The sequence below is a fragment of the Paracoccus haeundaensis genome (assembly GCF_006239215.1).
Taxonomy (GTDB): domain Bacteria; phylum Pseudomonadota; class Alphaproteobacteria; order Rhodobacterales; family Rhodobacteraceae; genus Paracoccus; species Paracoccus marcusii.
In genome coordinates, this window is the sequence record NZ_VDDC01000015.1 from 1 (window position 1) to 25829 (window position 25829).

A 25829-nucleotide genomic window follows, 5' to 3' on the forward strand; every position below is an offset into this window, starting at 1 on the left:
GATGACGAAACGGGCGCTGAACAGCGCCTGCCCCAGAAACCCGATCCCAAGCCAAACCGTCTGTCCCGTCATCCGCCAAGCCGCCCTGAATTTTCAGGTCGGCAGTGGCAGGGCAACCTTACAGAGAGCTTACGACGGTTCGGTGAAAGTCACTAAGATAGGGCAGCTTTGATTGCGGCTTAGGTAAATATCAGGGCAGGGGGGCAATGCGAATTATGCGACAATGCATGCGCAGCAACTAACCGAAAAGTCCCACGGAGAGGTCCAAACTAGCAGCCTATATGCATGTTCGTCATGTAGCAGAAATTGGCAGTCCCGCATCTGTGGGCTGCTAATTTTAAGTCGGGAACCGTTTGGTGCAGCCGGGGATTGGCATGTCTCATCACAATGCCGACCTCCATCATGCAGTATGTCATCTACGATCCACACCTCAGAGGCTTCTGGAAGAGCCCCACGAAGCTGGTGCCATCGCCGGACAACGCGAAGGTCTGGGATCAGCTTTCTGACGCTATTGCCCAAGCATCAATCGCCAACCGCAGCCGTAACGTGCCTTAATGCCAAGCGCCGAGCCCGCACCATCGCGACCTGCCGAACTACGTGGTGCGTGGGTATGACCAAAGCTGGACATGCAGAGAGACCCATAAGGCGCCACCGATCCACTTCGCGGACTAAGGCGCGGCAGGACGTTTTCGCACGGATCGGCGGGCCGAAATGAAGAAAGCTCTTGCAGTGCGCGCTAAAAACTTGCATTGCTGCAGTTAGACGTATTGCGCCCGGAGAAATCCGAGGCGCTTTTTTTATTCGGACTTCTTGCTTGGTCACAAGCTTCGCCTAGGTTCTTTAGGTGTCAACCAACAGGGGCTGCGACATGACAGCAAGAGATCGATTTACGGTTAGAATCGTCTGTCCACAGTGTGGGAAGACGTCTGCGGCAAAACTGTCGCAAGAGGACGGATGGGCTTTTATGCGCGACCAGAGCACTAGGATTGAAGATGCCCCAGAGGGATTTAACACGGTTCGGGTCAGTGGACCTGCGAACCCCGAGTTCCATTGCACGGAATGCAATGTGAAAGCGCCATACTGAACCTCTAGTAACGTAGGCATCTTGCAAGATTGATAGTCGGCTCGTCAGCTTTGGTTGGCGGACCTTTTTAATGGTATCCGCCTTGGTCCTCCCGGGCGGGGAGGGCGTGGTCCCGGCCCCTCGCCGTGCGGACCCCCTCCGAAATCAACGAGGCCAGCATGACCGTCTGCAAGAAATGTCAGGGCAAGGGCGCGGTGAAGGCTGCGCCCTATCCGTCCAGACGCGACCTGCCGTGCTTCTGGTTCGTCGAGGGCGCGCGGACCTGTCCGAGCTGCGATGGCACGGGCGAGGCGGACGATGGGGGCCGGGATGGACGCACCTAAGCGGCCCATGCCCCCTGCGGATCAAGCCGAAGGCGTTGAGGCATGGTTCGGCCCCGCACCTGACCTTGCCGAATGGGCCTCGGCTTCGTTCATCGACGACGCCGCGCCGCTGCGGAACCCGGATCACGAGCATCTGCGCTCAGCCTCAATCGGCTTCCTCTGGACCAACGTGCCCAACGCCAAGAAGGGTCGCATGGTGATCGGCACGGCCGAGCCGGGCGCCCCGCAAGGCGCGATGGGTAAATGGGGCCGCGCCAAGGCCACGCTGCAGGTCACGGAATGGTTCGGGATGGTCCCGGACTTCATCATCACCATCGACGCCAGCTGGTGGCTTCAGGCTTCCGACGCCGAGGCCTGCGCGCTCATAGAGCACGAGCTATACCATTGCGCCCAGGACCGGGACGAGTACGGCGCGCCGAAGTTCAACCGGCAGACCGGACGGCCTGTCTTTGCAATGCGCGGACACGACTTCGAGGAGTTCATCGGCGTGGTGCGCCGGTATGGCGCGGATGCTGCAGGGATTCGGGAGCTGATCGAAGCCGCGGAGGCCGGGCCGGAGATCGCAGCTACCAGCATCGCACAATGCTGCGGGACATGCCTGCGGGCGTGAGTGGGGACTGAGCAATGGCAGGCGCCAAGCTGAACACTGAGATCCGGACCTTCATCGTCCAGTCTCTCGCCTGCTTCGATGGCCCGTCAACCGTCGTGAAAGCGGTCCAGGACGAGTTCGGGATCACCGTTACTCGCCAGTCGATCGAGACCTACGACCCGACCAAGCGCGCGGGCAAGGACCTGGCGCCGAAGTGGTGCGCCATCTTCGAGGAAACCCGGGTCGCCTTTCTGGAGGACACCAGCAAGATCGGCATCAGCCACCGCGCCGTGCGCCTCCGGGCGCTGCAGCGCATGGCCGAGAAGGCCGAAGCGCAGGGCAACATGGTCCTGGCATCGTCCCTGCTGGAGCAGGCCGCCAAGGAAATGGGCGGGGCGTTTACCAATCGGCGCGAGGTGACCGGCAAGGACGGCAAGGATCTTGCCCCGCCTGTCACCATCGACGCGGGGAAGCTGAGTACGGGGGCCTTGCGGGAGTTGCTGGGGGCGTTTGATGACGACACGCCTTCACCTGACACCGGGTGACCGGATCGCGATCGAGCGCGAACTGTGCCATCGGTCGCTGGCAGACTTCGCCAAGCGCGCCTGGCATGTGCTGGAGCCTGCCACCCCGCTCAAATGGGGCTGGGCGCTGGACACCATCTGCGCGCACTTGGAGGCCGTCACCCGCGGCAAGATCACCCGGTTGCTGATGAACGTGCCGCCAGGCACCATGAAGTCGCTTCTGGCCGGGGTGATCTGGCCCGCGTGGGAATGGGGGCCCGCAGGGCTGCCGCAGCATCGCTTCCGCGGTACCAGCCACCTGCAGAACCTCGCGGTGCGCGACAACCTCAAGTGCCGCCGCCTGATCGAGAGTCAGTGGTACAAGAACCGCTGGCCTGTTGCCATGACGGCGGATGAGAACCGCAAGACCAAGTTCGAGAACACCGCCACCGGCTTCCGCGAGGCGATGGCCTTCACCAGCATGACGGGCGCGCGCGGTGACCGGGTGATCCTGGACGATCCGCTGAGCGCGCATGCGGCAAACAGCGAGGCCGAGCTTCTAGACGCCGAACTGGCGTTTCTCGAAACCCTGCCGACCCGGATCAACAACGACCGATCCGCCATCGTGGTCATCATGCAGCGCCTGCACGAGCGCGACACCTCGGGGCTGATCCTGTCGAAGGCTCTGCCGTACACGCATCTCTGCCTGCCGATGCGCTTCGAGGCCGAACGGCGCTGCCGGACCTCGATCGGGTTCACCGATCCGCGCACGACCGAGGGCGAGTTGCTGTTCCCGGACCGCTTCCCGGAACCGCAGGTCGCGGAGCTGGAGCGGACCCTCGGCAGCTATGCGACTGCGGGTCAGTTGCAGCAGCGGCCCGTGCCGCGGGGCGGGGGTCTGTTCAAGAAGAGCTGGTTCACCCCCGTCAAAGCGCTGCCTGCGGGATGCCGGTTCGTTCGGGGATGGGACCTGGCGGCAACCGAGGACAAGGAAGCGGCGGCCACTGCCGGCGTGCTGATCGCACGGGCGCCGGACGGGCGGTTCATCATCGTGGATTCGACACGGGAGCAGCTGGGGCCCATGGGCGTCGAGCGGCTGATGAAGGCGACGGCTGAGCAGGATTGGGCCACGTATGGCGCCGTCCGCGGCTCTTACCCGCAGGACCCCGGACAGGCTGGCAAGGCGCAGGCGCAGCACATCATGCGCCATGTCCTGACCGGCTTCGACTACCACTTTAGCCCGGAGAGCGGGGACAAGGAGACGCGTGCCCTGCCCCTCGCTGCACAGGCCGAGGCAGGCAACGTGTTCCTACTGGAAGGGCCTTGGAATGATGCCTTCCTCGATGAGGTCGCGGTGTTCCCGATGGGCAAATGGAAAGACCAGGTCGACGCGGCCAGCCGCGCCTTCACCGAACTGACGACGGCACCGAAGCCGACCGAGACCAGAACGACGACGATGGTAGGGATGTACTGAGCGATGACAGGCACCGTCAGCACCAAGCACCCGGACTATCTCGACCGTGTAGACGAATGGGCCCTCATGCGCGACTGCGCGCGCGGCGAGACAGCGGTGAAGGCCGCAGGCGAGCGGTACCTGCCGATGCCCTCCGGCTTCCGCGTTCAGGAGGACGGTGGTGCCAAGATGTTCGAGGCCTACCAGACGCGGGCCCAGTTCTCGGAGATCCTGGCGCCGACGATCCGCGGCATGATCGGTGTCATCCACCGCACCGAGGTGCAGATCGACATGCCACCTGCCATGCAAGGGCTGTGGGAGCGCGCCACTGCCGATGGTCTGCCGTTGGAGGCCCTGCACCGCCGGATTACGGCCGAGCTGCTGCTGACCGGGCGGTACGGGCTGCTGGCCGATGCCGCATCGGAAGGCTCAGACCTGCCCTGGCTGGCGGGATACACCACCGAGGCGCTGATCAACTGGTCGCTGTCGCTGTCCCGCGACTTCTTCGTGCTGGACGAGAGCGGACTGTCCCGGGATGGCTTCTCGTGGAAGCAGCACAAGGCATACCGGGTGCTGCGGCTCGATGAAGGCCGCTACTCGGTCGAGAAGTACGACGGCGAGGAGCAGGAGGGCGAGCCTGTGTAGCCGACCGCGCGGGGTGGGGCGGCCCTCAAGGCCATTCCGCTGGTGGTCATGGGCCCGCAGGATCTGTCGGTATCCCCGCAGGAGCGGCCGCTGATCGGTGTCGCCCGCGCCGCGATGGCCATGTATCAGCTGGACGCGGACTATCGGCACCAGCTGTACATGACAGGTCAGGAGACGCTGGTCATCATCAACGGCGACGCGCCTGCAGCCGTCGGCGCCGGGGTCGTCATCAGCCTCACTGCCAGCCGGGAAGATCACGCACCTGATGCCAAGTATGTCGGGCCGTGCGGCACGGGCATCGAAGCGCATCGAACTGCGATCCTGGACGAGCGCGAGAACGCCGCCTCGGCCGGGGCGCGCCTCTTCGACAGCGAGAAGCGGTCGGCGGAGAGCGGCGACGCGCTGCGCATCCGCTATGCGGCGCAAACCGCGACACTGACCTCTGTCGCCCTGACCAGCGCCCAAGGGCTGGAGAAGGCCCTGCGGCACATCGCGGTGATGATCGGCGCAGACCCCGGAAAGGTCGTGGTCAAGCCGAACCTGTCCTTCGTGGACGCGGGCATGACGCCTGAGCAAGCCGAGGCACTCGTCCGGATCTGGCAGGCTGGCGCGATCAGCTACCAGACCCTTTATGAGAATTTACAGCGCGAAGAATTGGCAAGCGTAGAGCGAACGGCCGACGACGAGACGAAGCTGTCAAACCTCGAGAGCAGAGCAGATCTGGTTGATGTGGCCCTGCTCTAGAACTTGACCTCGACGGAGGCAGCGCTTCGGTATGAGGGGCCATGGTAAACAGCCTCGATATTGTTTCCTGCAGGATCGATCAGGAAGGCCGCATAGTAGCCGGGATGATAGGGTCTGTTTCCCGGCGCGCCGTTGTCGGTTCCTCCCGCGGCCAAGCCGGCCCTGTAGAAAGCTTCGACGGCGTCGGTGCTATCCCCTTGGAATGCCAAGTGATGTCGCCCGGTCAGCTGACCTAGCGCGGCGTGACTGTCTTTCGATGATACGAACAGTTCATCGGCCCAGAAATGGTCGTCCGCGATGTCGCCCATCGGGATGTTCAGGGCACCGAGTACGGATTGGTAGAACTCGAGGCACTTCGGCAGATCCTCAACGATCAGATGAAGATGATCGATCAGGCGCCCGCGATGCAGCTGGTCCGTTTCCATGGCTTGGTCCTCCTACCCATGACCGAGAGCATGAGGCTCCGACCTTATCCGATCAATCGGAGAATCCCCGCAGCCGGCGTCCTGGGCGCCGGCGGCAAATTCATGCCTGCGAGGCAGGCTTCATCACAAGGAGTGAACCGATGGCTCTGAAGACCGTTCTCGACAACTTGGACGACGTTCCGGAAGCCCTGCGCGCCGAGTACAAGGAGATCGACGGCAGGTTCGTCCTCGACCTCGACGGCATCGACGTGCACCCCACGGTGGTCAATCTGAAGACGGCGCACGAGCGCCAGAAGCAGACCAACCGCACCCTGCAGTCGGACCTGACCGCAGCGCGGACGCGCCTGGAAGGTCTGCCCGACGACTTTGACGCCGATGCCTACGAGGCGCTGCAGGCGCAGGCGGAGGGCAAGGCCCCCGCCAAGACCGACGAGCAGGTCGCCCAGATCCGCCAGCAGCTGGAGCGCAAGCACTAGGCCGACCTGGCGAAGAAGGATGAGCGCATCAACACCCTGACCGGCGCGGTCAACAAGCTGTCGATAGACGACGGCCTGTCGAAGGGCGCTGGACGAGGCGGGCGTCGATCCGGCCTTCAAGCCCGGCGCGATGGCCCTGCTGAAGTCCAAGGGCGCGTTGAAGCTGGTCGAGGAAGACGGCCACTTCAAGGCGCAGGTCGACACCGACATGGGCCCCATGCCGCTCGGCAGCTACGTCAAGGACTGGTCCGGCTCGGAAGAAGGCAAGATCTACATCAAGAAGGCCACCGGCGGCGACGCACAGGGTGGCACCGGCGCACGCTTCGCCGAGCAGTGGACCGACGCGACCCGCGGGCGGCTGATCAACATCGTCTTTGGCCTAATAAAGATGGCGTCGTTCTTCTGCGCCTTGAAATGCCGCCAGTTGCTGATCCCGGAGGATGAGCGACATCATTGGCCACTGTGGCGTGCTTGGCTGCACCCTGCGAAAATCCGGCTGCTGCCTTGGCGGTGACCCTATCGGCGGTCTCTGTTGTGCGCTGACAGAGACCGCCTGACCGATCGGCAAAGAATTAGCTTGGAGCGGCTGACGCGACCTTAGCCCGCCGCCGCGCGAATCCAACCCCGCCCCGCCACCGTGCGGGGCTTTTTCATGTCCACACCCACGAGGAGGCAGCCATGCCGCAATTCCCGATCAAGTTCATCGTGCTGCACTACAGCGCGACCTATCCCGACCAGGATTACGGCGTGGCCGACATCCGCAAGATGCACCTCGCGCGCGGGTTCAACGACGTCGGCTATCACTACGTGATCCGGCGCAGCGACGCCGTCGAGAAGGGCAGGGCGGATACCACCGTCGGCGCGCACGTCGCGGGCCACAACACGGGCAGCCTGGGCATCTGCTGCATCGGCGGCATCGAGCGGGCGACCGGGCCCAATGTAGGCGTCGACAACAGGACCGAGGCGCAGAAGGCCGCGACGGTGAGGCTGGTCCGCGAGTTGCTGGCCAAACACCCCGGCGCCCAGGTCGTCGGCCACCGCGATCTGGCCCCGACCCAGTGCCCTGGCTTCGACGTCCGCAGCTGGTGGGCCGCGGCAAACGCCCGGCCGCCTGTCGTGGACAGCATCCCCGTGAAGCCACTGCCGTCTTCATCTACCCGAGTTGCAACCGGCCCCGGCAAGGGCCCGATCTACATCCTGGCCGCGCTGGCTGCTGCCGCGCTGGCCTACTTTGGAGTGAAATGACCATGAACCCGCTGATGCTCTTCAAGACCCTGCGTGACCTGTCGGCGCTGATCGAGCAGGCGAACCGCCTTGCCGGTCCGGACAAACGCTGGTCGCTAGCATTCACCAACCGCTCCTTCATCGTCGCCTGTGTTGCCCTCGTCGCCGCAGCCGCGCTCATGCTGGGCCTGCCGTTTCCGATGCCGATCGATATCACGGCGGAGACGATCTATGCGGTAATCACTGTCGCGGGCCTGCTGTGGTCCGGCATCGAGCGGATGCTCGGCAAGACGCAGGCGGTCTGGAACAAGAAGCAGGCTGTCGAGGCAGTCGTGGAGGCCGATGCCCTGACCACTGCGCTGAACAAGGTGCCGGTACTGCGTGCGCAGCAGCCCCGCTGATGACGGCCGGGGTGGCGGCGCAGTTCGTCCGCCATCTCCTCATCGGAACAGCTTCAAAACGGAGCACTTTTTCTATGAAAATTACTGAATTTATATATCGAAACAAATTTCACCTAATATTTATAATGCCCTTATCTGTAATGGTTCTTATTTCACGCCTCATGTTTGTTAGCTTGGCAATATCAATAAAAAATTGATTGCACTGCTCGTAGTGATAGGCGACCACATCTAAAATATCTCGATTCTCTCCATTCGGTAAAGAAGCTAGGCGCGAATACCTATGCAGTCCGAGGGTATGATCAGTTGAATCAATAAATCCGTTTTTTCCGCATGCAAGTGAACCGTACGGGCGCTTATGCACAAATTGGTTTCTTATCTCTCCAACTTCTTCTAGCCAGCCTGCTTGGATCATACGCCTGGTGTCAGCTTTATTAACGATATTTCCGTTGGTCACTAAGTAATTTAGTATCGCGTCGTTTGGCAATCTGTCAACACAAAGGCAGTCGACCAGTCGGTTTATGGCATCTTTAGATTCACCGAAACCCGTTCGTATAGATATTAACTTCGCCAAATAGTCTCTTGCTGCACCGATCTGCAGAAAAAATGCGTGTACATGCGCGTACATCGCTATATTTCCTGCTGTCTCGAACCGCTGATCCTTGTCATATCCCTCTCGGATGCCAAGAGAAAGCTGTTCATAATAATGATCGGATATAGCAGATACACTGATATCTAGAGATCGCAAACTGTCGCTAATATAACCAGTAACTGCTTCGATTGACGTCTTCGCATCCAACACTTGATCTAATTCATCACGACCCGTTTTAGCGTGCTCCGTGAGGTAATCATCGAGTCTCGCTTGAGTTATGTTGGACTCAATGTTCCTCCATTCATTAGCAGACGCAAAAAGATGATTTTCGTTCTTTTTTGTGATTTCCCGCATTACTAAGTAATATACGCCACTAGACATAACGCAATCTTCAAATGCAATTGCATGCAAACCTTTTTCACCTGCAAACTTTTGAAGTTCTTCAGTGCTAAATGATCCCTTAGAAACGGGAACCCCTCCTTCACTTATTGGACCGATGTCCCACAAATTTGTGCCGATTTTCCAAGCATGTATACCTCCTGTAAAGTGAATGATTAGACTTGCGCCATCGGACGCAGCACTCAACTCAACAACCGTTTCCATAGACAACTACAATCCTAAATTCCTTCGTTTCATCGGTAATTTAGACCCTTCCAAGAGGTATCGGTCAACAATGCGATCAGAACCGGCACCGGCACCGTGAAACAAGGCGGGGAATTTTTCATCTATAATCGACAAGATCGCCCGCCGACCTGAGACGTCACCAAGGCTTGCGTTACGTTCTCCTTTTGTTCCAGTTGTACAGAAGGAGACAGCCATGCCCCGCCATCGAATCCACGAGCCGATCTTCCCGGAGAACCGGGCCCTTTACATTATCTGGTGCGAGGAGCGGCAGGGTGATCGGTATTTCCTGGCGGCCGGGCACCTGAGCGCCATGCTTGCGGCATGGGACGCGTTGGCCGATTACTCGCCGCGGGATAGGCTCCTCCTTCAGTTCGGCAGCCGCGTCCTTCGGTCGAGAGAACCGGAATGAGTGCGCACTGGACTCGCAAGATCACTTTCGAGGCCGATGCCAGCGATTGGGTCGTTCTCCGGGACAGCCTGGTGGTCGGCCGGGTCATGGTAGACAACCAGCAGAGCAGCCGCTCGTTCGTTAGTAATGGGCATGGTCGGTCATCACGATGCCCTCAAAGAACGGCTATTCGGATTTGATACCCGAGGCGCTGGAGGAGGTACGGACCGAGCGTCCGACAAGTGGGGCCACAAGCCTCATGGCTGGCCGGATGACCGCTAGAAACGTGGGGCAGGGGGGTCGCAACATTCATGCCCTGTTCCGGATACGTCCGCCTGAACTCTCAACACCATTTGCAGTGAACACAATATCTTGTGTTCGGATTCAAAGTCCGGTTCAGCAATGAGTGCCGGTTCGAGTCCGGCCGCCCCTACCACGCCCTTTCGCGTTCAACACTGGCAAAGATTTTGCTGCAGTGCGGGAACAATCCAGACCCTGTGACGGTTTGTCCATCGACGGTGACAAGACGCCGATGAAAGGACATTACCATGGCACATAACCCCACTGCTGATGACATCAAACGCGACGCCCGTTCGGCTGCGAACGAAGCCCACGGCGACCTGAAGGATGGTGCCCGCAAGATCGCGGACGACGTCCGTGACACCGCGCGCGAACTGTCCGACAACTCGGGTGCGGCACGCCTGAAAGAGCGTGGCGCCGCACTGGCCGATGATGCCGTCGAAACGGGCAAGCACTATGCCGATCGCGCCCTCGAGACCGGTCAGGAATATGCCGACCGCGCGCGTCTGGAGGCAGAGCGCCTGTACGAAGCAGGCCAGCAGAAGGCGACCGAAGTCGCTCATTACGCCGAAGAGCGTTATGACGAAGTGTCCGAGATGGTTCGCCGCAACCCGGCGCAGGCTTTGGGTATCGCGGCCGGTGTCGGCTTCCTGGTCGGTCTGCTGATCTCGCGTCGCTGAGGTCGGGCATATGTTCGATTTCGCCCGACGCGTTCAGGAAGCTGTCGGCGACACGGTCCGGCGCACGGCCATGAAGGCCGTCGCCGGAATGGTCGGACTGATGGCTGGCGGGTTCTTGACAGCTGCGCTGTGGTCGTGGCTTGCCAACGATCTAAATTGGGGCTCAACCTTGGCGTCGTTGACCATTGGCGGAGGGTTGATCCTGCTGATGATCATCCTTCTGGCCATGTCGGCAAAGCGCAAGCACACCATGCCGACAACCGATGATCTGAAACGTGAAGTCGAAGCTCGGGTTTCGTTGGCGACCGATGCAGCGGCGACTCGTGCGCGGGCGGAAGCGACGCGAATTGTCGAACTGGCCGAAGCGAAGGCACATTCGCTGATGGATCAGGCTGGCTCTCGCGCGACGAAGCTTGCTTCGGATGCCGAGGAAAAGCTGTTTGGCAGCGTCCGCAGTACCGCCCGCGCTGCTGGTCTGACGTCATCCAACGTTACTGCTGCAAAGCAGTCGTTTCAAAACGGCGCGCATCAGTTACGCCAAGCGACCGACAGCAATGCTGGAACGATGACCAAACTGGTTGGTGCGTTCGCTGTGGGCGTCACGTTAGCTGCAGCAATGCAGGAACGTCGACACGACAGGATGGATTACGATCCCGACGACATGATGTGAAAAAGGGCGCCTCGGCGCCCTTTTTTTGTTCCAGATCAGGCATTTGCCTCGCGGATTTTGTTGGCTGCGTCCTTGTCGAACGCTACGCCCTTTTTTTCCAACAGCTGATCAAGCTCTCCTGACAATGTCATCTCGGTGATGATGTCGCAGCCACCCACGAACTCACCCTTGACGTAAAGCTGGGGAATGGTGGGCCAGTCGGAGAAATCCTTGATCCCTTGGCGGATGTCAGCGTCCGACAATACGTTCACGCCCTCGTAAGGCACGCCCATATAGTTCAGAACGCCGGCAACTCTGCTCGAAAAACCGCATTGGGGCATCTCGGGCGTGCCTTTCATGAACAGGACCACATCGTTGCGGTCGATCATGTCTTGGATGCGCGTGTTCGCGTCGCTCATATCGGCAATCCTTGTAATGGGGCAGGGGGCGCGTCAGTCTGGCGCCTTGGTGGTCAGGGCAAGCGCATGCAACTCTCCGGCGGGGCCGTCCATCTTGCCCTGAAGGGCGGCATAGACGGCGCGCTGTTGCTGCACGCGGTTCAGCCCGCGAAAGCTTTCGTCGATAACTTCGGCGGCATAGTGGTTTCCATCACCGGCCAGATCAGTGATCGTGATCTTTGCCTGGGGAAAAGAGACCCGCAGAAGGGCCTCGATATCATGCGCTTCCATGGCCATGGGCGGATCCTTGTCTTTGTCACACATGATGTAGGGGATGCCGGCAAGGGCTGCAAGACCGGCACGAAAACGGCCGCGTTCCAGAGAAACGCGGCCGCCACGATTAATCTTATCAAGGTTTACTGCGTTGCGCTGACCGCACCCACGGTTCCGCCGACAACCGCGCCGGCCGGACCCGCCACGGCCGCACCGCCAAGACCGCCGGTCGCAGCGCGCTCGCCAACCGTCGTCCCGCATGCAGAAAGCGCCAGCATCGCGCCGCACAGACCCACAGCCACATATTTCATGATGAATGTCCTTTGATGTCAGGTTCTGTCAAACAGACGCAAACCAAGGGTCACAGGTTCCGGGATTGCCGTAGAAAGGCGGTCGAAAGCAGGGGGACGCGTTTTGATGATAATCTGTATTATGTACCATAAAAGTCTTTCTGGTTAGCCTTTCAACCTTTTCACCACTTGTCCCTATGGCACGCATCTTTCAAGGTTCCGGAAAATGGATCGGAGGATCACATGGCCGTATCGCCACCCGTCTGCGATTTCGATGCGCCTTGGCACGACTTTGCGCTGCGCGATACGGACGGAAGCGTCGTGACGCTTCCGCAGGTCGCCGGATCGCGCGGGACGCTGGTGATGTTCATCTGCAACCATTGCCCCTATGTCAGGTCGATCCTGGACCGCATCGTCCGCGATGCGCATACGCTGATGGACCACGGTATCGGTGTCGTCGCCATATCTTCGAACGACGTCGCGGCCTATCCGGAGGACAGCCCGGCGCTTATGAAGGACTTGGCGCAGCGAAACGGTTTTCGCTTTCCCTACCTGTATGATGCGGATCAGTCGGTCGCACGGGTCTATGGCGCCGAATGCACGCCGGACTTTTTTGGCTATTCCGCCGACGGTCGGTTGCAGTATCGCGGTCGACTGGATGCCTCGGCCCGCACGGCGGCGGCGACGGACGCCCGCCGCGACCTTTATCTGGCCATGGTGCAGATCGCGGAAACCGGGCAAGGTCCGCGCGATCAGGTCGCATCGATGGGATGCTCGATCAAATGGAAGGCCGCATGACCATGGACAGACCCTGCCCGATCATATTCGACTTGGACGGCACGCTGATCGACAGCGCGCCCGACATCCACGCCTGCGTGAGCGCGGTCCTGCGCCAATATCAGATCGCACCGCTGCCCCTGGCGCGGGTGCGCAGCTTCATCGGTGGCGGTGTCGAACTGCTGTGGACCCGGATCATCGCCGCCTGCGGTATCGAGCCGGTGCATCGGCCCGCGCTGATCGCGGCCTTCATGGCGCGCTATCATGATGCCACGGCCCTGACGCGCCTGTTTCCGGGCGTGATCGAGGCTGTGGGACGCCTGGCCGATGCGGGTCATCCCCTGGGCATCTGCACCAACAAGCCGATGGGCCCGACGCGCAGCGTGTTGCAGCATTTCGCGCTGGATCGTCTGTTCCCTGTCGTTGTCGGAGGGGACAGCCTGCCGCAGCGCAAGCCCGACCCCGCGCCCTTGCGCCTGGCCCTGCAGATGCTGGGCGTGGAGGGGAATGCACCACGTGCGCTCTATGTCGGTGACAGTGAATTTGACGCGAATTGCGCGGCGGCGGTGCCGGTGCCGTTCCTGATCTATTCGGGCGGCTATCGCATGACGCCCATCGCCGATCTGCCGCATCACGCGGCCTTCGATCGCTTTGACGATCTGCCGGGCCTGGTGGATCAGGCGATGGCGCTCTAGGCAGCCGCCTTGACAACCCGCGACGAAAGACGCCACTTCGGGGCGGACCCGTGCACGAAAGGCCCCATGATGGATCTGCGCCAAATCAGCCCCAACCTTGCCGTCTCTCCGCAGATCTTGCCCGAGGATGTCCCCGCCTTGGCCGATGCGGGGTTCAAGGTCCTGGTCAACAACCGCCCCGACGAGGAGGTTGAGGCCGAGATTGATCATGATGCGATGGCACAGGCGGCAGAGGCTGCCGGAATGCGCTATCACTACCTGCCGTTCCACCCGGGCCAGATCACGCCGCAGCTGATCGCGGATTTCGGGACGGCGACCGTGGGACAGGGGCCGGTGATCGCATATTGTCGGTCCGGCAACCGCAGCACGGTCCTCTGGGCTCTGACGCAGGCCGGGCGCATGCCCGAGGATGAGATCCTGAAGACGGCCGACGCCGCCGGGTACGACCTCAGCGGCGTGCGGCCGCTGATCGCCTCGCTGGCCAGCCGCAAGGGGTAGACCGGGCAGGGCAATGCCCCCTGCCCTGCCCCGTGCCGTCAGGCAGGTACGCCAAATGACCGCTTGACATTTGCTGTCCATCCGAGTCCGGAAAGATCATCGGCGCGAATCGCCGGGCGCTTCATCACGCTCGGCTTTTCGCCCATCATGGCGACCGGATCGGCCGCGCGCTCGTCGTCGGACATGCCGCGCCATGTCAGGCTGGCGCGGTTGATGATCTTGTCACCGAACTGCGCGACAAGGGCCGCGCGTTCCTCCGCGGACAGCGGCTCCTTCTGGACATCGCGAAACTGTACCGTCCATCCGTTGTCCTGCAGGTCGGCCTGCGCCTTCTGGCAGGTCGAACAATGGGCAAGGCCGTACATCGTCAGCGTCTTGGACATGGATACCTCGTCAGATCAGGGGAACGAAGGGCACGCCGCAGGCAGTCAGGGTCAGGGTCGCCAGCAGGGCAAGGGTCAGGCGCATCGGTCGTGGTCCTTCATGGGTCAGGCCCGATGTATCGCCCCCCGCAGCAGGTGCCACAAGTCACAAATCGTCGCTGCCAGGGTCGTGGAACTGCGCGCGCACCCGGCGCATCGCCCACCAGACGCCCAGCACCGTCAGGGGCGTCAGCACGGCGACGACCAGCGTCTTGTCCAGCCCCGCGCGCCCCGCCAGCGGCGCCAGCGCATAGCTCAGCAGGCCCACCGCGTAATAGCTGATGGCGACGACCGACAGCCCCTCGACCGTGTGCTGCAGCCGCAGCTGCATGTCGGCGCGGCGGTCCATGCGGTGCATGATCTTCTGGTTCTGGGCGCTGCGTTCCACATCGACACGCGTGCGCAGCAGCTCGGCCGCGCGGGCTGTGCGTTCAAGCATCGTGGCCAGCCGCCGTTCCGCCGATTTCGCCGTGCGCATGGCCGGCTGGTACCGCCTGCGCATGAATTCGGTCAGCATCTGGCGGTCCAGGAACCGCGTCTCCCGCAGGGCGGCAATCCGGTCATGCACGATCGCCTCATAGGCGCTGTTGGCGCCGAACCGGAAGGAATGCAGGACGGCCTGCGCCTCCAGCTGGGTCGAGACCGCCAGCAGGTCATGCAGCAGCTGTTCGGCGGGCTGCGCGTCGTCGGTCATCGATTCCAGGATTGCGGTCAGGCGCGGCTCCAGCTCGTTCAGGCGGTTGCCCAGACCGCGCGCGCGCCCAAGGCCCAGCATCGACATGGCGCGATAGGTCTCCAGCTCGACCAGGCGATGCACCAGGCGCCCGATGCGGCCATCCGACGTGCCGGGCCGCACGAAGATCGCGAACCGCATCCAGCCGTCCGCGTCGATGCGGAAATCACCCGCGACCATCGCGGTCTCGTCCAGCACCCAGATCGCGGCCAGGCTGTCGCGCGCGAACCAGCCATCGATGCGGGCCAGCGCCTCGGCCGGGTCATCGGGCAGCAAGTCGACCTGGATCATCACCGCCGCGACGCGCTTGCCCGGCGCGGCGTGCTGCCAGGCGTCGGGAAAGATCGCCGCCGCCGATGGATCGAACGGACGGATCGGAAGACCCGGCGTCATCGCCATATAGGTCACGAATTCGGTGTGGCTCTCCCATTTCAGTTCGTGACGGCCTAGTTGGCCCTGATAGTGGCTGTCATCGGGATCGGGGCGTGGACCGCCATGGCGGCTGACCAGTTCGCCCAGATGCGCCAGATCCTGTGCCCGGTCGCGGTTGGCGGCGTCGCGCGGTTCCTTGAACGCCACGAAGACCGCGGTCGCCGGCGCGGTGATCCGCGGCGAGGGCCGGGCATGCAGTTCGTTGACCAGCGCATAGCGCAGGGGATGTTCGGTGGCCGGGTTCATCTGCCGCTCCTGAAGACGGGGCAACGGCCCCTGCCCCATTTCAAGACCACCGCGACAGGCGGCACAAGTGGGAACGCCCGCCGGCTGTGAACCGGCGGGCGTCCGTGGCACGATTGCGCCGGATCAGTCGATCATGGGCAGCAGCTTGTTGATGCTGTCCTTGGCGTCGCCATAGAACATCCGGGTGTTCTCCTTGAAGAACAGCGGGTTCTCGATGCCGCTATAGCCGGTGCCCTGCCCGCGCTTGGACACGAAGACCTGCTTGGCGCGCCACACCTCCAGCACGGGCATGCCGGCGATGGGGCTGTTCGGATCGTCTTGGGCCGCGGGGTTCACGATATCATTGGACCCGATGATGATGACGACGTCGGTCGAGGGGAAATCCTCGTTGATCTCGTCCATCTCCAGCACGATGTCATAGGGGACCTTGGCCTCGGCCAGCAGCACGTTCATGTGGCCCGGCAGACGCCCCGCGACGGGGTGGATGGCAAAACGCACCGTCTTGCCCGCCGCGCGCAGCTTGCGCGTCAGTTCGCTGACCGCACCCTGCGCCTGCGCCACGGCCATGCCATAGCCGGGCACGATCACGACGCTGTCCGCCTCGTTCAGCGCGGATGCCACGCCGTCCGCATCGATGGCGATCTGCTCGCCCTCGATCTCGGCTGCGGGGCCGGTCTCTCCGCCGAAACCGCCCAGGATCACGCTGACGAAGTTCCGGTTCATCGCCTTGCACATGATGTAGGACAGGATCGCACCCGACGATCCGACCAGCGCGCCCGTCACGATCAGCAGATCGTTCGACAGGGTAAAGCCGATCATCGCCGCCGCCCAACCGGAATAGCTGTTCAGCATCGACACCACGACCGGCATGTCCGCGCCGCCGATGCCCATGATCAGGTGATAGCCGATGAAGAACGCCAGCAGCGTCACCAGGATCAGCCAGAACACCGCCGGACCGACGCCGGTGAAATACAGCACCCCGATCAGCAGCGACAGCGCCAGCGCACCCGCGTTCAGCATGTGGCCGCCCGGCAGCTTCTTGGGCTTGCCGTCGACGCGGCCCGCCAGCTTGCCGAAGGCCACGACCGACCCGGTGAAGGTCACCGCGCCGATGAAGATGCCCAGGAAGACCTCGATCTTCAGCATGGCGATCTCGGGGGCGGTCTTGTGGGCCAGCAGGGCCGCAAAACCGGTCAGTTCAGCCTCGAACCCTTCGGCACGCAGGCGCAGGACGCGCGACAGCTCGATCTGGGCGTTGAAGCCGACAAAGACCGCGGCCAGACCGACCAGCGAATGCATCGCCGCGACCAACTGAGGCATCTCGGTCATCTGCACGCGCTTGGCGACCAGCCAGCCGCCGGTGCCGCCGATGGCGATCATGATCAGCGACAGCAGCCAGTTGCCCGCGCCCGGCCCGAACAGCGTCGCCACGACCGCAAGGCCCATGCCGACGATGCCGTACCAGATCGCGCGCTTGGCGCTTTCCTGTCCCGATAGCCCGCCAAGCGACAGGATGAACAGGACCGAGGCGACCACATAGGCCGCAGTGGTGAATCCGTATTCCATTGTCCCGACCCCTTACGACTTCTGGAACATGGCAAGCATGCGCCGGGTGACCATGAAGCCACCAAAGATGTTGACCGATGCCATCAGCACGGCCAGCGCGCCCAGGATCACGACCCAGGCCGATCCCGACCCGATCTGCATCAGCGCGCCCAGGATGATGATCGAACTGATCGCGTTCGTGATGGCCATCAGCGGCGTGTGCAGCGAATGCGCCACGTTCCAGATCACCCGGAAGCCCACGAAACAGGCCAGCACGAAGACGATGAAATGCGACATGAAGCTGGCGGGCGCGATCAGCCCGATCAGCAGCACGACCAGGCCACCGCCCAGCAGAAGCTTGATCTGGCTGGCGGTCTCGGCCTTGAAGGCCGCGGCGTCGGCGGCGCGGCGTTCGTCGGGGGTCAGCTCCTTCTTCTTCTCCTTGGGCTTCTGCGCCGCGATGGCGGCGACCTTGGGCGGCGGGGGCGGCCAGGTCACGTCATGATCATGCACGACCGTCGCGCCGCGGATGACGTCGTCTTCCATGTTGTGGACGATGACGCCATCCTTCTTGGGCGTCAGGTCGGCCACGAAATGGCGGATGTTGTTGCCGTACAGCTCGGAGGCCTGCGCGCCCATGCGCGACGGAAAGTCGGTATAGCCGACGATGACCACGCCGTTGTCGGTGACGATGCGTTCATCCGGCACGGTCAGTTCGCAGTTGCCGCCCTTTTCAGCCGCCAGATCGATGATGACGCTGCCCTGCTTCATCATGGCCACCATGTCGGCGGTCCACAGCTTGGGCGCGTCGCGGCCGGGGATCAGCGCCGTGGTGATGACGATGTCCATCTGGGGTGCCAGCTCGCGGAACCGGGCCAGCTGCTTCTCGCGGAACTCGGGGCTCGACGGCGCGGCATAGCCGCCCGTGGCGGCGCCGTCCTGCGCGGGCGCGTCGAACTCCAGATAGACGAACTCGGCACCCATCGATTCGATCTGTTCGGCCACTTCGGGGCGCACGTCAAAGGCATGGACCTGCGCGCCAAGGCTGACCGAGGTGCCGATGGCCGCAAGACCTGCGACCCCTGCCCCAACGACCAGCACCTTGGCCGGCGGGACCTTGCCTGCCGCCGTCACCTGTCCGGTGAAGAAGCGGCCGAAGTTGTTCGCCGCCTCGATGACGGCGCGATAGCCCGCGATGTTGGCCATCGACGACAGCGCGTCCATCTTCTGCGCGCGGCTGATGCGCGGCACCATGTCCATGGCGATCGCGGTGATGCCCTGGTCCTTGGCCTGCGCCAGCAGTTCGGCGTTCTGCGCCGGATAGAAGAACGAGATCAGCGTCTGCCCCGCCTTCATCTGGCCGATCTCGGCCGTGGTCGGCTGGCGCACCTTGGCCACCACGTCCACCGCATCGATCAGCTCTGCCGCGGTCTGGCAGACCGTCACGCCGGCACCGCGATAGTCGTCGTCAGCGAAACCCGCGCGCGCGCCCGCGCCGCTTTCCACGAATACGTCATGTCCCAGCTTGCCCAGATGCGCGGCGGTGGATGGCGTGATCGCCACCCGCGCCTCGCCCTCGAAGCTTTCCCTCGTTGCGCCAATCTTCATGGCTCTGATGCCCCCCGGTCTGGTGATCTTTCGTCGCAAACGTCATAGCATCGCGAAATATTGTTTCACAAGGCTGCGCTGTCGCGACCGGCTCGGAAAGACAACTGCGGCGGCTTGGGAACAACTGGTCCAGCGCATGTGAAAACGGCCCGGATGCGGATGCATCCGGGCCGTTCTATGACCTGACCGGTCGGATCAGTTCGCCGGAGCCGGCGTCGTGGTGGTCGCCGGCGCGGTGGTCGCAGGCGCAGGGGTGGTCGCGGGCTCTTCGACGCTGACGGCGTCGTCAACGGCGTCAGCCGCGCTGTCGGCTGCATCTGCTGCGGCATCCGCTGCGTTCGATGCGGCCTCGCCTGCACCGTCAACGGCGTTGTCGATCGCGGTGCCGGCTGCGTCGGCTGCGTTGCCTGCGGCTTCGACCGCGCTGTCGGCAGCGGCGCCGGCGGCATCGGCGGCGTCGTCGGCTGCATCGGCGGCACCGGCGGCGGCGTCATCGGCGGCCTCTGACGCGCTCTCGGCTGCGGCCTCTGCTTCGGCTGCCGCGTTGTCGGCAGCGGCTTCGGCCTCGGACGCCGCGGCATCGACTTCGGGTTCTTCGACGACGGCGGGGGCCGTGGTCGTCTCGGGGGCGGGCTCGGTGGTCGTCACCGTGGTGGTGTCACCTTCGACGACGGTCGTGTCATCAGCCATGAAACGCTGCAGCACGAAATAGGCCAGCGCCAACGCCAGCAGGACACCGATGATCAGCGGCAGCGCAGACGACTTGCGCTCCACGGGCTCGACATAGGTTTCCTTGGGGGTGGTGCCGGGTTTCACGCGGTTCGGATCGTTGGGATCATAGCTCATGCAGGTCTCCGATTCAGACTGTATTTTGACCGGGTTAGGTCGCGAAGCTGTGGCGTGTGACCGTTCGGCTGTCAACCGCCAACGCCCGACGCCACGCCTTGCGAGCCGGCGTTCAGGCGATTAACACCGACTAAAGGCCGGGGTTCCGCTTGCGGCCGCATTTTTACGAAAGGCCGCTGACCATGTCCGTCGAGAAACCGCAGCCTGTCCAGCACCTTGCCGATTACCGTCCTTGGCCGTTCACCCTGTCACAGACCCGGCTGGACGTGACCCTGGCCCCCCGCGACACGGTCGTTCTGACCGAACTGGACCTGGAGCCGTCGGACCTGCCGGTCGATCTGGTGCTGGATGGCGGCGCGGGGCTGCGGTTGCAGTCGCTGCGCATCGACGGGCTGACCGTGGACCCGGCCCACGTCCTTCGCGACGACGAGACGCTGACCATCCGCGCCGCCGCCCTGCCCCGCGTGCCCTTCACGCTGGCGACCGATGTGCGCATCGACCCGCAGGACAACACCGCCTTCGAGGGGCTGTATCTGTCGGGCGGCATCTTCTGCACCCAGTGCGAGGCCGAGGGGTTTCGCCACATCACCTTCTATCCCGACCGCCCGGACGTGATGACCACGTTCCGCGTGACGCTGCGCAGCGACCTGCCGGTGCTGCTGTCGAACGGCAACCCCGTGCGCGCCCAGGACGGCGTCGCGGAATGGAATGACCCCTGGCCCAAGCCTGCCTATCTGTTCGCGCTGGTGGCGGGCAATCTGGTGGCGGTCAGCGACAGCTTTACCACCCGGTCGGGGCGCGCGGTCGATCTGAACGTCTGGGTCCGTCCCGGCGATCAGGACCGCGCGGGCTTTGCGATGGAGAGCCTGATCAAGTCGATGCGCTGGGACGAGGACGTCTATGGCCGCGAATATGACCTGGATGTGTTCAACATCGTCGCGGTCGACGATTTCAACATGGGCGCCATGGAAAACAAGGGGTTGAACATCTTCAACTCGAAACTGGTGCTGGCCTCTCCGGATACCGCGACCGATGGCGACTATGAGCGGATCGAGGCGGTGATCGCGCATGAGTATTTCCACAACTGGACCGGCAACCGCATCACCTGCCGCGACTGGTTCCAGCTGTGTCTCAAGGAAGGGCTGACGGTCTTTCGCGACCAGCAGTTCACCAGCGACCTGCGCTCGGCCGCGGTCAAGCGGATCGAGGATGTGCAGACCCTGCGCGCGCGGCAGTTCCGCGAGGATCAGGGTCCGCTGGCCCATCCCCCGCGTCCCGACCGGTACGAGGAGATCAACAACTTTTATACCGCGACGGTCTATGAGAAAGGCGCAGAGGTCATCGGCATGCTGAAGCGGCTGGTCGGTGACGACGGCTATGCCCGCGCGCTGGACCTGTATTTCGACCGCCACGACGGCGATGCCGCCACCATCGAGGATTGGCTGAAGGTCTTCGAGGATGCCACCGGCCGTGACCTTGCCCAGTTCAAGCGCTGGTACACCGACGCCGGGACCCCTGTTCTGACCCTGCAGGAAACCTGGCAGGACGGCACGCTGACGCTGGACTTCACGCAGCAGACGCCGCCCACTCCCGGTCAACCCGACAAGCTGGCCCGCGTCATTCCGATCGCGGTCGGCCTGATCGGCCCGAACGGCGACGAGGTCGCGCCGACCCGCGTCCTGGAGATGACCGAGGATCGGCAAAGCTTCAGCTTCGAGGGTCTGGGTGCACGGCCCGTCGCGTCGGTCCTGCGCGGGTTCTCGGCCCCCGTGATGCTGCAGCGGCAGATGGACGATGCGACGCGGGCCTTCCTGCTGGCCCATGACACCGACCCCTTTGCCCGGTGGGAGGCGGGGCGCGAACTGGCGCTGTCCGCCTTGACCCAGCTGGCGCGCGGAGCGGATGCGGGCGACGACTACATCACCGCGATCGGCGCGCTGGCCGGCGATGCCGAGGCCGATCCGGCATTCCGTGCGTTGTGCCTGAACCTGCCCGGCGAGGAGGAGATCGCGACCCGTCTGGCCGCCACCGGCACCACGCCCGACCCCGATGCGATCCACCAGGCGCGTGCGGGGCTGGCCCGCCGCATTGCCATGGCGCATCAGGATCTGCTGGCAGAACTGTACGACACGATGACCGTGCCGGGCGCCTATTCCCCCGATGCGGACGCGGCTGCGCGCCGGTCGCTGCGCATCGCGGCGCTGGGGTTGTTGGGGCGGATCGACGGCGGCGACCGGGCCGAGGTGCTGTTCGGCATCGCGGGCAACATGACCGAACGCATGGCCGCACTTGCCGTGCTGCTGCGCCTTGGCCGCGGCGACAGTGCGTTGCGGATGCTGCACGACGAGTTCGCCGACAACCGGCTGGTCATGGACAAATGGTTCGGCATCCAGGTCATGGCCGCGCCCCCGTCTGACGCCGTCGCCTTCGCGGAACGGCTGGCCGCGCGCCCCGATTTCGACTGGAAGAACCCCAACCGCTTTCGCGCGCTGCTGGGCGGTCTGGCGGCGAACCATGCGGGCTTTCACGCGGCCGACGGGTCGGGCTATGCGTTCACGGCGGATTGGCTGATGCGCATGGATGCGGTCAATCCCCAGATCGCCGCGCGCATGTCCACCGCGTTCGAGACATGGCCCCGCTATGACGCCGCGCGCCGCGATCACGCGCGCAATGCATTGGAACGGATCGCATCTCTCGCGGGTTTGAGCCGCAATACACGCGAGATGGTCTCGCGCATGATCGCTGCGGGACGCTGAGGGGGACGCGATGGGCAAGCATGAGGAGGCCCGGGCCGAGATGCAGGCGCGCCTGGACCCGCTGATCGCGGAGCGGGCGCCTTGGCTGTTTTCGGGCCGCCCCCGCGACCGCGTGGCGCGGTGGGCGATGATGCATCTTCTGCGCTATCCCCGCACTGTCGATCTGGGCGCCGAGTTTCGCGACCTGCCCCCGGCCGAGATCTTCCGTCGGATGAGCGACCTGATCGTCCGCGATCTGCAGGTCGAAGGGTTGGAGCATATCCCCGCCACCGGCCCCGCCCTGATCGTTGCCAACCATCCCACCGGCATCGCGGACGGGATCTTCCTGAATGCGGTGATCTCGCAGCTGCGCGACGACGTGTTCATCTATGCCAACCACGACATGATCCGCGTGCTGCCGCAGATGATCGACATGATCGCCCCGGTCGAATGGCGGGTCGAAAAGCGCAGCCACGCCAAGACCCGCGCGACGATGGACTATACCCGCGACGCGATTGCGGCGGGCCGGATCGGCCTGATCTTTCCGTCGGGCCGCCTTGCCAAGCGCACCGGCCTGACCCTGAACGAGCGTCCTTGGATGGCAAGCGCCGCAATGATCGCCCGCAAGTTCGATCTGCCGGTGATCCCGCTGCGCATCCGGGCGCGCAATTCGGCGCTTTTCTACTTGTTCGACAAGATCCATCCGACGCTGCGCGACGTGACGCTGTTCAACGAGGTGCTGAACAAGACCGGCCAACCCTATCGCGTGACCATCGGCGCACCGATCATGCCAGCGGACCTGCCGCGCAGCAGCGACGAGGCGATCCTGGCGCTGCGGCAGGCCGTCCTTTCGCTGCCCACGCCGGGCAGCACCGCGATCCGCCTGACCCGCAGCCGCGGCGTCGCCCGCCTGACCGGAGCACGGCGCCCCGTCGGCGGCTGATTGCGTCCCGCGACGGCCGGGGGGCCAGCCCCCCGGACCCCCCTTTCGGTTCCTTTGCCCGATGGGACGTCAGAGGCCCGTCACGTCACCATGTCATCGCGATGGATCAATGCCGCCCGACCGGGATAGCCCAGGATCGTCTCGATCTGTGCCGAGTGATGACCGGCGATGGCCCGCGCTTCGGTCGCGGTATAGCGGATCAGCCCGGTCGCCAGACGCTGACCGGCGTGGTCTGTGATCGCCACCGGATCGCCGCGCCCGAAATCGCCCTGCACCTGCGTCACGCCCGCGGGCAGCAACGATTTGCCGCGGCCAAGCGCCAGGCGCGCGCCGTCGTCCACGATGACCGTACCCTTGGGCTTCATCGCCGCGATCCAGCGCTTGCGGGCAAGCTGCGGGTCCGCCTCGGGCAGGAACCACGTGGTCCGGGCGCCCTGTGCAACGGCCGACAGCGGGCGGAGGACCGACCCCTCGGCAATCGCCATCGCACACCCGCCCGCCACCGCGGTGCGCGCGGCCATCAGCTTGGTCTTCATGCCGCCCTTGGACAGGCCCGACACGGGGTCGCCGCCCATCGCCTCGATCTCGGGGGTGATCGTCTCGATCACCGGCAGATGGCGGGCCGTCGGATCGGTCTTGGGGTTTGCCGTATAGAGCCCGTCGACATCCGACAGCAGAAGCAGCTGGTCCGCGCCGCAGGTCACGGCGATCTGTGCGGCCAGGCGATCGTTGTCGCCAAAGCGGATCTCGTCGGTGGCGACGGTGTCGTTCTCGTTCACGATGGGCACGACGCCCAGGCCCAGCAGGGTCTGCATCGTCGCGCGGCTGTTCAGATAGCGGCGACGGTCGGCGCTGTCCTCCAGCGTCAGCAGAACCTGTGCGGTGATGACGCCATGGGGTGCCAGGGCCTCCTCATAGGCGCGAGCCAGGCGGATCTGGCCGACGGCCGCCGCGGCCTGCGCCTGTTCCAGCGGCAGCGCGCCGGAAGGCAGGCCCAGCACCCGCCGCCCTAGCGCGATCGACCCTGAACTGACCAGCACGACGTCGCAGCCTTGCGCCCGCCATGCCGCCACATCGTCGCACAGCCCGCGCAGCCAGTCGCCGCGCAGGCCCTCGGGGCCGACCAGCAGCGCCGAGCCGATCTTGACGACCAGCCTGCGGGCCCCGCCAAGCTGCGGCACGCTCACGGCTGCCATGTCCCCTCGGGCGTTTCGGGGGCGGCGGGGGCGCGCGAGGGCTCGATCTGGGTCCACAGCGCGCGCAGCACGTCGGTCACGCCGGTCCGGGCCACGCCCGACATCAGCATGACCGGATGGCCCAGCTCTGCCTCCAACGCGACGCGGCGCTCGGCGATCTCCTCCTCCTCCAGCGCATCGATCTTGTTCAGTGCGGTCACGCGCGGCTTCTGCATCAGCACCGGCGAATAGGCCTCCAGTTCCGTCAGGATGGTGCGCGCATCCTCGGCCACGGTCTCGGATGTGCCGTCCACCAGATGCAGCAGCACGTTCGACCGTTCGACATGGCCCAGGAACTGATCGCCCAAGCCCCGGCCCTCGCTCGCGCCCTCGATCAGACCCGGAATGTCGGCCATCACGAATTCGCGCCCGTCCACGCCGACGACGCCAAGGTTGGGGTGCAGCGTGGTGAAGGGGTAGTCGGCGATCTTGGGACGCGCGTTCGACACGGCAGCCAGGAAGGTCGACTTGCCGGCATTGGGCAGGCCCACAAGGCCCGCATCCGCGATCAGCTTCAGCCGCAGCCAGATGGTCCGCTCGACCCCCTCCAGCCCAGGATTGGCGGTGCGCGGGCTGCGGTTGGTCGAGGACTTGAAATGCAGGTTCCCCCAGCCCCCGTTGCCGCCCTTGGCCAACAGCACGCGCTGTCCAACCTCGGTCATGTCCGCGATCACGGTCTCCTCGTCCTCGTCCAGGATCTCGGTGCCGACGGGCACCCGCAGCACGACGTCATCGGCGGACTTGCCGGTCATCTGGCTGCCCATGCCGTGCTGACCGGACTTGGCAAAGAAATGCTGCTGATAGCGGAAGTCGATCAGGGTGTTCAGCCCATCGACCGCCTCGGCCCAGACATCGCCGCCGCGGCCGCCGTCACCGCCATCGGGACCGCCGTATTCGATGAACTTCTCGCGGCGGAACGACACGCAGCCCGCGCCACCCCCGCCCGAGCGGATATAGACTTTGGCGAGGTCGAGAAATTTCATGGGACAGCTCCTTTTGCCGGATGCGGATACGCCCTTGACGCCTGTGGCGCAAGGGTTCCGGGCTGGCAATGCC

The 25829-nt window shown here is 63.9% G+C and carries 29 protein-coding genes and 1 tRNA gene; 18 read left to right on the forward strand and 12 right to left on the reverse strand.

The window, feature by feature from the left end:
* Positions 1–1393: 1393 nt before the first annotated feature.
* The 5 genes from FHD67_RS09465 to FHD67_RS09485 are packed head-to-tail and all read left to right on the forward strand — an operon-like array spanning position 1394 to position 5341.
* Positions 1394–2017 carry a putative metallopeptidase gene (locus FHD67_RS09465; RefSeq protein ID WP_218062293.1) on the forward strand — a complete coding sequence of 208 codons (624 nt, stop codon included), beginning with the start codon at positions 1394–1396 and terminating at the stop codon, positions 2015–2017.
* Positions 2018–2031: 14 nt separating this feature from the next.
* The gene (locus tag FHD67_RS09470; protein ID WP_139598556.1) at positions 2032–2541 is read left to right on the forward strand and encodes a DUF2280 domain-containing protein; all 510 of its coding nucleotides are present in this window, start codon (positions 2032–2034) and stop codon (positions 2539–2541) included.
* A complete protein-coding gene (gene terL / locus FHD67_RS09475; RefSeq protein WP_139598557.1) occupies positions 2510–3973 on the forward strand; it encodes a phage terminase large subunit in 1464 nt (487 codons plus the stop codon). The genes FHD67_RS09470 and terL overlap by 32 nt, the downstream gene beginning before the upstream one ends.
* Before the next feature lie 3 nt (positions 3974–3976).
* A complete protein-coding gene (locus FHD67_RS09480) occupies positions 3977–4597 on the forward strand; it encodes a hypothetical protein (protein WP_139598558.1) in 621 nt (206 codons plus the stop codon).
* Between the two features lie 48 nt (positions 4598–4645).
* A complete protein-coding gene (locus tag FHD67_RS09485) occupies positions 4646–5341 on the forward strand; it encodes a DUF4055 domain-containing protein (protein ID WP_139598559.1) in 696 nt (231 codons plus the stop codon).
* On the opposite strand, the gene FHD67_RS09490 is transcribed toward FHD67_RS09485, so the two are convergent.
* Complete coding sequence (locus FHD67_RS09490; RefSeq protein ID WP_139598560.1) at positions 5338–5766, reverse strand: VOC family protein; 429 nt, start codon at positions 5764–5766, stop codon at positions 5338–5340. The genes FHD67_RS09485 and FHD67_RS09490 overlap by 4 nt on opposite strands.
* A gap of 140 nt (positions 5767–5906) precedes the next feature.
* On the opposite strand from FHD67_RS09490, the gene FHD67_RS09495 reads away from it, so the two are divergent.
* The 4 genes from FHD67_RS09495 (at position 5907) to FHD67_RS09510 (ending at position 7867) form a co-directional block, all read left to right on the forward strand.
* Positions 5907–6242: a hypothetical protein gene (locus tag FHD67_RS09495; protein ID WP_139598561.1), complete on the forward strand. Its 336-nt coding sequence runs from the start codon at positions 5907–5909 to the stop codon at positions 6240–6242.
* A 130-nt stretch (positions 6243–6372) separates the two neighbouring features.
* Positions 6373–6756, forward strand: coding sequence for a hypothetical protein (locus FHD67_RS09500; protein ID WP_139598562.1), 384 nt, complete (start codon positions 6373–6375; stop codon positions 6754–6756).
* 164 nt (positions 6757–6920) lie between these two features.
* Positions 6921–7487 (forward strand): N-acetylmuramoyl-L-alanine amidase, encoded by a 567-nt coding sequence (locus tag FHD67_RS09505; protein ID WP_139598563.1) that lies wholly within the window; start codon positions 6921–6923, stop codon positions 7485–7487.
* Positions 7488–7489: 2 nt separating this feature from the next.
* Positions 7490–7867, forward strand: a complete 378-nt coding sequence (locus tag FHD67_RS09510; RefSeq protein WP_139598564.1) for a hypothetical protein — start codon at positions 7490–7492, stop codon at positions 7865–7867.
* Positions 7868–7976: 109 nt separating this feature from the next.
* On the opposite strand, the gene FHD67_RS09515 is transcribed toward FHD67_RS09510, so the two are convergent.
* Positions 7977–9065: a hypothetical protein gene (locus FHD67_RS09515; protein ID WP_218062294.1), complete on the reverse strand. Its 1089-nt coding sequence runs from the start codon at positions 9063–9065 to the stop codon at positions 7977–7979.
* A 208-nt stretch (positions 9066–9273) separates the two neighbouring features.
* On the opposite strand from FHD67_RS09515, the gene FHD67_RS09520 reads away from it, so the two are divergent.
* The 4 genes from FHD67_RS09520 to FHD67_RS09530 all read left to right on the forward strand — a co-directional run bounded on the left by FHD67_RS09520 (position 9274) and on the right by FHD67_RS09530 (position 11118).
* Positions 9274–9489, forward strand: a complete 216-nt coding sequence (locus FHD67_RS09520) for a hypothetical protein (protein ID WP_139598566.1) — start codon at positions 9274–9276, stop codon at positions 9487–9489.
* A gap of 272 nt (positions 9490–9761) precedes the next feature.
* Positions 9762–9904 (forward strand) — tRNA-Leu (locus FHD67_RS20415).
* Between the two features lie 112 nt (positions 9905–10016).
* The gene (locus FHD67_RS09525) at positions 10017–10448 is read left to right on the forward strand and encodes an ElaB/YgaM/YqjD family protein (protein ID WP_045999224.1); all 432 of its coding nucleotides are present in this window, start codon (positions 10017–10019) and stop codon (positions 10446–10448) included.
* A 10-nt stretch (positions 10449–10458) separates the two neighbouring features.
* Entirely contained in the window at positions 10459–11118 is a 660-nt protein-coding gene (locus tag FHD67_RS09530; protein ID WP_045999223.1) for a hypothetical protein, read from the forward strand.
* Between the two features lie 35 nt (positions 11119–11153).
* Here FHD67_RS09530 and grxD read toward each other — a convergent pair whose 3' ends face one another.
* From grxD to FHD67_RS20420, 3 genes are all read right to left on the reverse strand, one after another.
* Complete coding sequence (gene grxD / locus FHD67_RS09535) at positions 11154–11516, reverse strand: Grx4 family monothiol glutaredoxin (RefSeq protein ID WP_045999222.1); 363 nt, start codon at positions 11514–11516, stop codon at positions 11154–11156.
* 33 nt (positions 11517–11549) lie between these two features.
* The gene (locus FHD67_RS09540; protein ID WP_045999221.1) at positions 11550–11792 is read right to left on the reverse strand and encodes a BolA/IbaG family iron-sulfur metabolism protein; all 243 of its coding nucleotides are present in this window, start codon (positions 11790–11792) and stop codon (positions 11550–11552) included.
* 119 nt (positions 11793–11911) lie between these two features.
* On the reverse strand, positions 11912–12079 hold the full coding sequence (locus tag FHD67_RS20420; protein ID WP_176695092.1) for a hypothetical protein: 168 nt from the start codon (positions 12077–12079) through the stop codon (positions 11912–11914).
* A 222-nt stretch (positions 12080–12301) separates the two neighbouring features.
* Here FHD67_RS20420 and FHD67_RS09545 point away from each other — a divergent pair, with 222 nt between their 5' ends.
* The 3 genes from FHD67_RS09545 to FHD67_RS09555 all read left to right on the forward strand — a co-directional run bounded on the left by FHD67_RS09545 (position 12302) and on the right by FHD67_RS09555 (position 14028).
* Complete coding sequence (locus FHD67_RS09545) at positions 12302–12856, forward strand: thioredoxin family protein (RefSeq protein WP_139598567.1); 555 nt, start codon at positions 12302–12304, stop codon at positions 12854–12856.
* Complete coding sequence (gene gph, locus FHD67_RS09550) at positions 12853–13530, forward strand: phosphoglycolate phosphatase (protein WP_176695093.1); 678 nt, start codon at positions 12853–12855, stop codon at positions 13528–13530. The genes FHD67_RS09545 and gph overlap by 4 nt, the downstream gene beginning before the upstream one ends.
* Before the next feature lie 66 nt (positions 13531–13596).
* A complete protein-coding gene (locus FHD67_RS09555) occupies positions 13597–14028 on the forward strand; it encodes a protein tyrosine phosphatase family protein (RefSeq protein WP_337960259.1) in 432 nt (143 codons plus the stop codon).
* A gap of 38 nt (positions 14029–14066) precedes the next feature.
* Here FHD67_RS09555 and FHD67_RS09560 read toward each other — a convergent pair whose 3' ends face one another.
* The 5 genes from FHD67_RS09560 to FHD67_RS09580 all read right to left on the reverse strand — a co-directional run bounded on the left by FHD67_RS09560 (position 14067) and on the right by FHD67_RS09580 (position 19860).
* Positions 14067–14411, reverse strand: coding sequence for an arsenate reductase family protein (locus FHD67_RS09560; RefSeq protein ID WP_246071275.1), 345 nt, complete (start codon positions 14409–14411; stop codon positions 14067–14069).
* 145 nt (positions 14412–14556) lie between these two features.
* Positions 14557–15861, reverse strand: coding sequence for a DUF3422 family protein (locus FHD67_RS09565; RefSeq protein ID WP_045999217.1), 1305 nt, complete (start codon positions 15859–15861; stop codon positions 14557–14559).
* 123 nt (positions 15862–15984) lie between these two features.
* The gene (locus tag FHD67_RS09570; protein WP_045980869.1) at positions 15985–17427 is read right to left on the reverse strand and encodes an NAD(P)(+) transhydrogenase (Re/Si-specific) subunit beta; all 1443 of its coding nucleotides are present in this window, start codon (positions 17425–17427) and stop codon (positions 15985–15987) included.
* A gap of 12 nt (positions 17428–17439) precedes the next feature.
* Positions 17440–19014: a Re/Si-specific NAD(P)(+) transhydrogenase subunit alpha gene (locus tag FHD67_RS09575; protein WP_139598568.1), complete on the reverse strand. Its 1575-nt coding sequence runs from the start codon at positions 19012–19014 to the stop codon at positions 17440–17442.
* A gap of 195 nt (positions 19015–19209) precedes the next feature.
* Positions 19210–19860: a hypothetical protein gene (locus tag FHD67_RS09580; RefSeq protein ID WP_139598569.1), complete on the reverse strand. Its 651-nt coding sequence runs from the start codon at positions 19858–19860 to the stop codon at positions 19210–19212.
* Between the two features lie 182 nt (positions 19861–20042).
* On the opposite strand from FHD67_RS09580, the gene pepN reads away from it, so the two are divergent.
* Positions 20043–22616 carry an aminopeptidase N gene (gene pepN, locus FHD67_RS09585; RefSeq protein ID WP_139598570.1) on the forward strand — a complete coding sequence of 858 codons (2574 nt, stop codon included), beginning with the start codon at positions 20043–20045 and terminating at the stop codon, positions 22614–22616.
* 10 nt (positions 22617–22626) lie between these two features.
* A complete protein-coding gene (locus FHD67_RS09590; RefSeq protein WP_240542399.1) occupies positions 22627–23538 on the forward strand; it encodes a 1-acyl-sn-glycerol-3-phosphate acyltransferase in 912 nt (303 codons plus the stop codon).
* Between the two features lie 80 nt (positions 23539–23618).
* Here the strand turns inward: FHD67_RS09590 and proB are convergent, their stop codons facing one another.
* Together proB and obgE are read right to left on the reverse strand one after the other, a co-directional pair.
* A complete protein-coding gene (gene proB, locus FHD67_RS09595; RefSeq protein WP_045999212.1) occupies positions 23619–24734 on the reverse strand; it encodes a glutamate 5-kinase in 1116 nt (371 codons plus the stop codon).
* The gene (obgE, locus tag FHD67_RS09600; RefSeq protein WP_139598571.1) at positions 24722–25756 is read right to left on the reverse strand and encodes a GTPase ObgE; all 1035 of its coding nucleotides are present in this window, start codon (positions 25754–25756) and stop codon (positions 24722–24724) included. Before obgE ends, proB begins: the two co-directional genes overlap by 13 nt.
* Positions 25757–25829: the final 73 nt, after the last annotated feature.

Bases quoted from the DNA above. Each gene is read 5' to 3' on its own strand.
- gph (WP_176695093.1), top strand. From the start codon at position 12,853: ATGACCATGGACAGACCCTGCCCGATCATATTCGACTTGGACGGCACG.
- grxD (WP_045999222.1), bottom strand. From the start codon at position 11,516: ATGAGCGACGCGAACACGCGCATCCAAGACATGATCGACCGCAACGAT.
- FHD67_RS09470 (WP_139598556.1), top strand. From the start codon at position 2,032: ATGGCAGGCGCCAAGCTGAACACTGAGATCCGGACCTTCATCGTCCAG.
- FHD67_RS09590 (WP_240542399.1), top strand. From the start codon at position 22,627: ATGGGCAAGCATGAGGAGGCCCGGGCCGAGATGCAGGCGCGCCTGGAC.
- FHD67_RS09560 (WP_246071275.1), bottom strand. From the start codon at position 14,411: ATGTCCAAGACGCTGACGATGTACGGCCTTGCCCATTGTTCGACCTGC.
- FHD67_RS09480 (WP_139598558.1), top strand. From the start codon at position 3,977: ATGACAGGCACCGTCAGCACCAAGCACCCGGACTATCTCGACCGTGTA.
- FHD67_RS09465 (WP_218062293.1), top strand. From the start codon at position 1,394: ATGGACGCACCTAAGCGGCCCATGCCCCCTGCGGATCAAGCCGAAGGC.
- FHD67_RS09565 (WP_045999217.1), bottom strand. From the start codon at position 15,861: ATGAACCCGGCCACCGAACATCCCCTGCGCTATGCGCTGGTCAACGAA.
- FHD67_RS09545 (WP_139598567.1), top strand. From the start codon at position 12,302: ATGGCCGTATCGCCACCCGTCTGCGATTTCGATGCGCCTTGGCACGAC.
- FHD67_RS09540 (WP_045999221.1), bottom strand. From the start codon at position 11,792: ATGGCCATGGAAGCGCATGATATCGAGGCCCTTCTGCGGGTCTCTTTT.
- FHD67_RS09490 (WP_139598560.1), bottom strand. From the start codon at position 5,766: ATGGAAACGGACCAGCTGCATCGCGGGCGCCTGATCGATCATCTTCAT.
- terL (WP_139598557.1), top strand. From the start codon at position 2,510: ATGACGACACGCCTTCACCTGACACCGGGTGACCGGATCGCGATCGAG.
- FHD67_RS09530 (WP_045999223.1), top strand. From the start codon at position 10,459: ATGTTCGATTTCGCCCGACGCGTTCAGGAAGCTGTCGGCGACACGGTC.
- obgE (WP_139598571.1), bottom strand. From the start codon at position 25,756: ATGAAATTTCTCGACCTCGCCAAAGTCTATATCCGCTCGGGCGGGGGT.
- FHD67_RS09520 (WP_139598566.1), top strand. From the start codon at position 9,274: ATGCCCCGCCATCGAATCCACGAGCCGATCTTCCCGGAGAACCGGGCC.
- FHD67_RS09485 (WP_139598559.1), top strand. From the start codon at position 4,646: ATGGGCCCGCAGGATCTGTCGGTATCCCCGCAGGAGCGGCCGCTGATC.
- FHD67_RS20420 (WP_176695092.1), bottom strand. From the start codon at position 12,079: ATGAAATATGTGGCTGTGGGTCTGTGCGGCGCGATGCTGGCGCTTTCT.
- FHD67_RS09495 (WP_139598561.1), top strand. From the start codon at position 5,907: ATGGCTCTGAAGACCGTTCTCGACAACTTGGACGACGTTCCGGAAGCC.
- FHD67_RS09570 (WP_045980869.1), bottom strand. From the start codon at position 17,427: ATGGAATACGGATTCACCACTGCGGCCTATGTGGTCGCCTCGGTCCTG.
- FHD67_RS09575 (WP_139598568.1), bottom strand. From the start codon at position 19,014: ATGAAGATTGGCGCAACGAGGGAAAGCTTCGAGGGCGAGGCGCGGGTG.
- proB (WP_045999212.1), bottom strand. From the start codon at position 24,734: ATGGCAGCCGTGAGCGTGCCGCAGCTTGGCGGGGCCCGCAGGCTGGTC.
- FHD67_RS09580 (WP_139598569.1), bottom strand. From the start codon at position 19,860: ATGAGCTATGATCCCAACGATCCGAACCGCGTGAAACCCGGCACCACC.
- FHD67_RS09500 (WP_139598562.1), top strand. From the start codon at position 6,373: ATGGCCCTGCTGAAGTCCAAGGGCGCGTTGAAGCTGGTCGAGGAAGAC.
- FHD67_RS09555 (WP_337960259.1), top strand. From the start codon at position 13,597: ATGATGGATCTGCGCCAAATCAGCCCCAACCTTGCCGTCTCTCCGCAG.
- FHD67_RS09510 (WP_139598564.1), top strand. From the start codon at position 7,490: ATGAACCCGCTGATGCTCTTCAAGACCCTGCGTGACCTGTCGGCGCTG.
- FHD67_RS09525 (WP_045999224.1), top strand. From the start codon at position 10,017: ATGGCACATAACCCCACTGCTGATGACATCAAACGCGACGCCCGTTCG.
- pepN (WP_139598570.1), top strand. From the start codon at position 20,043: ATGTCCGTCGAGAAACCGCAGCCTGTCCAGCACCTTGCCGATTACCGT.
- FHD67_RS09505 (WP_139598563.1), top strand. From the start codon at position 6,921: ATGCCGCAATTCCCGATCAAGTTCATCGTGCTGCACTACAGCGCGACC.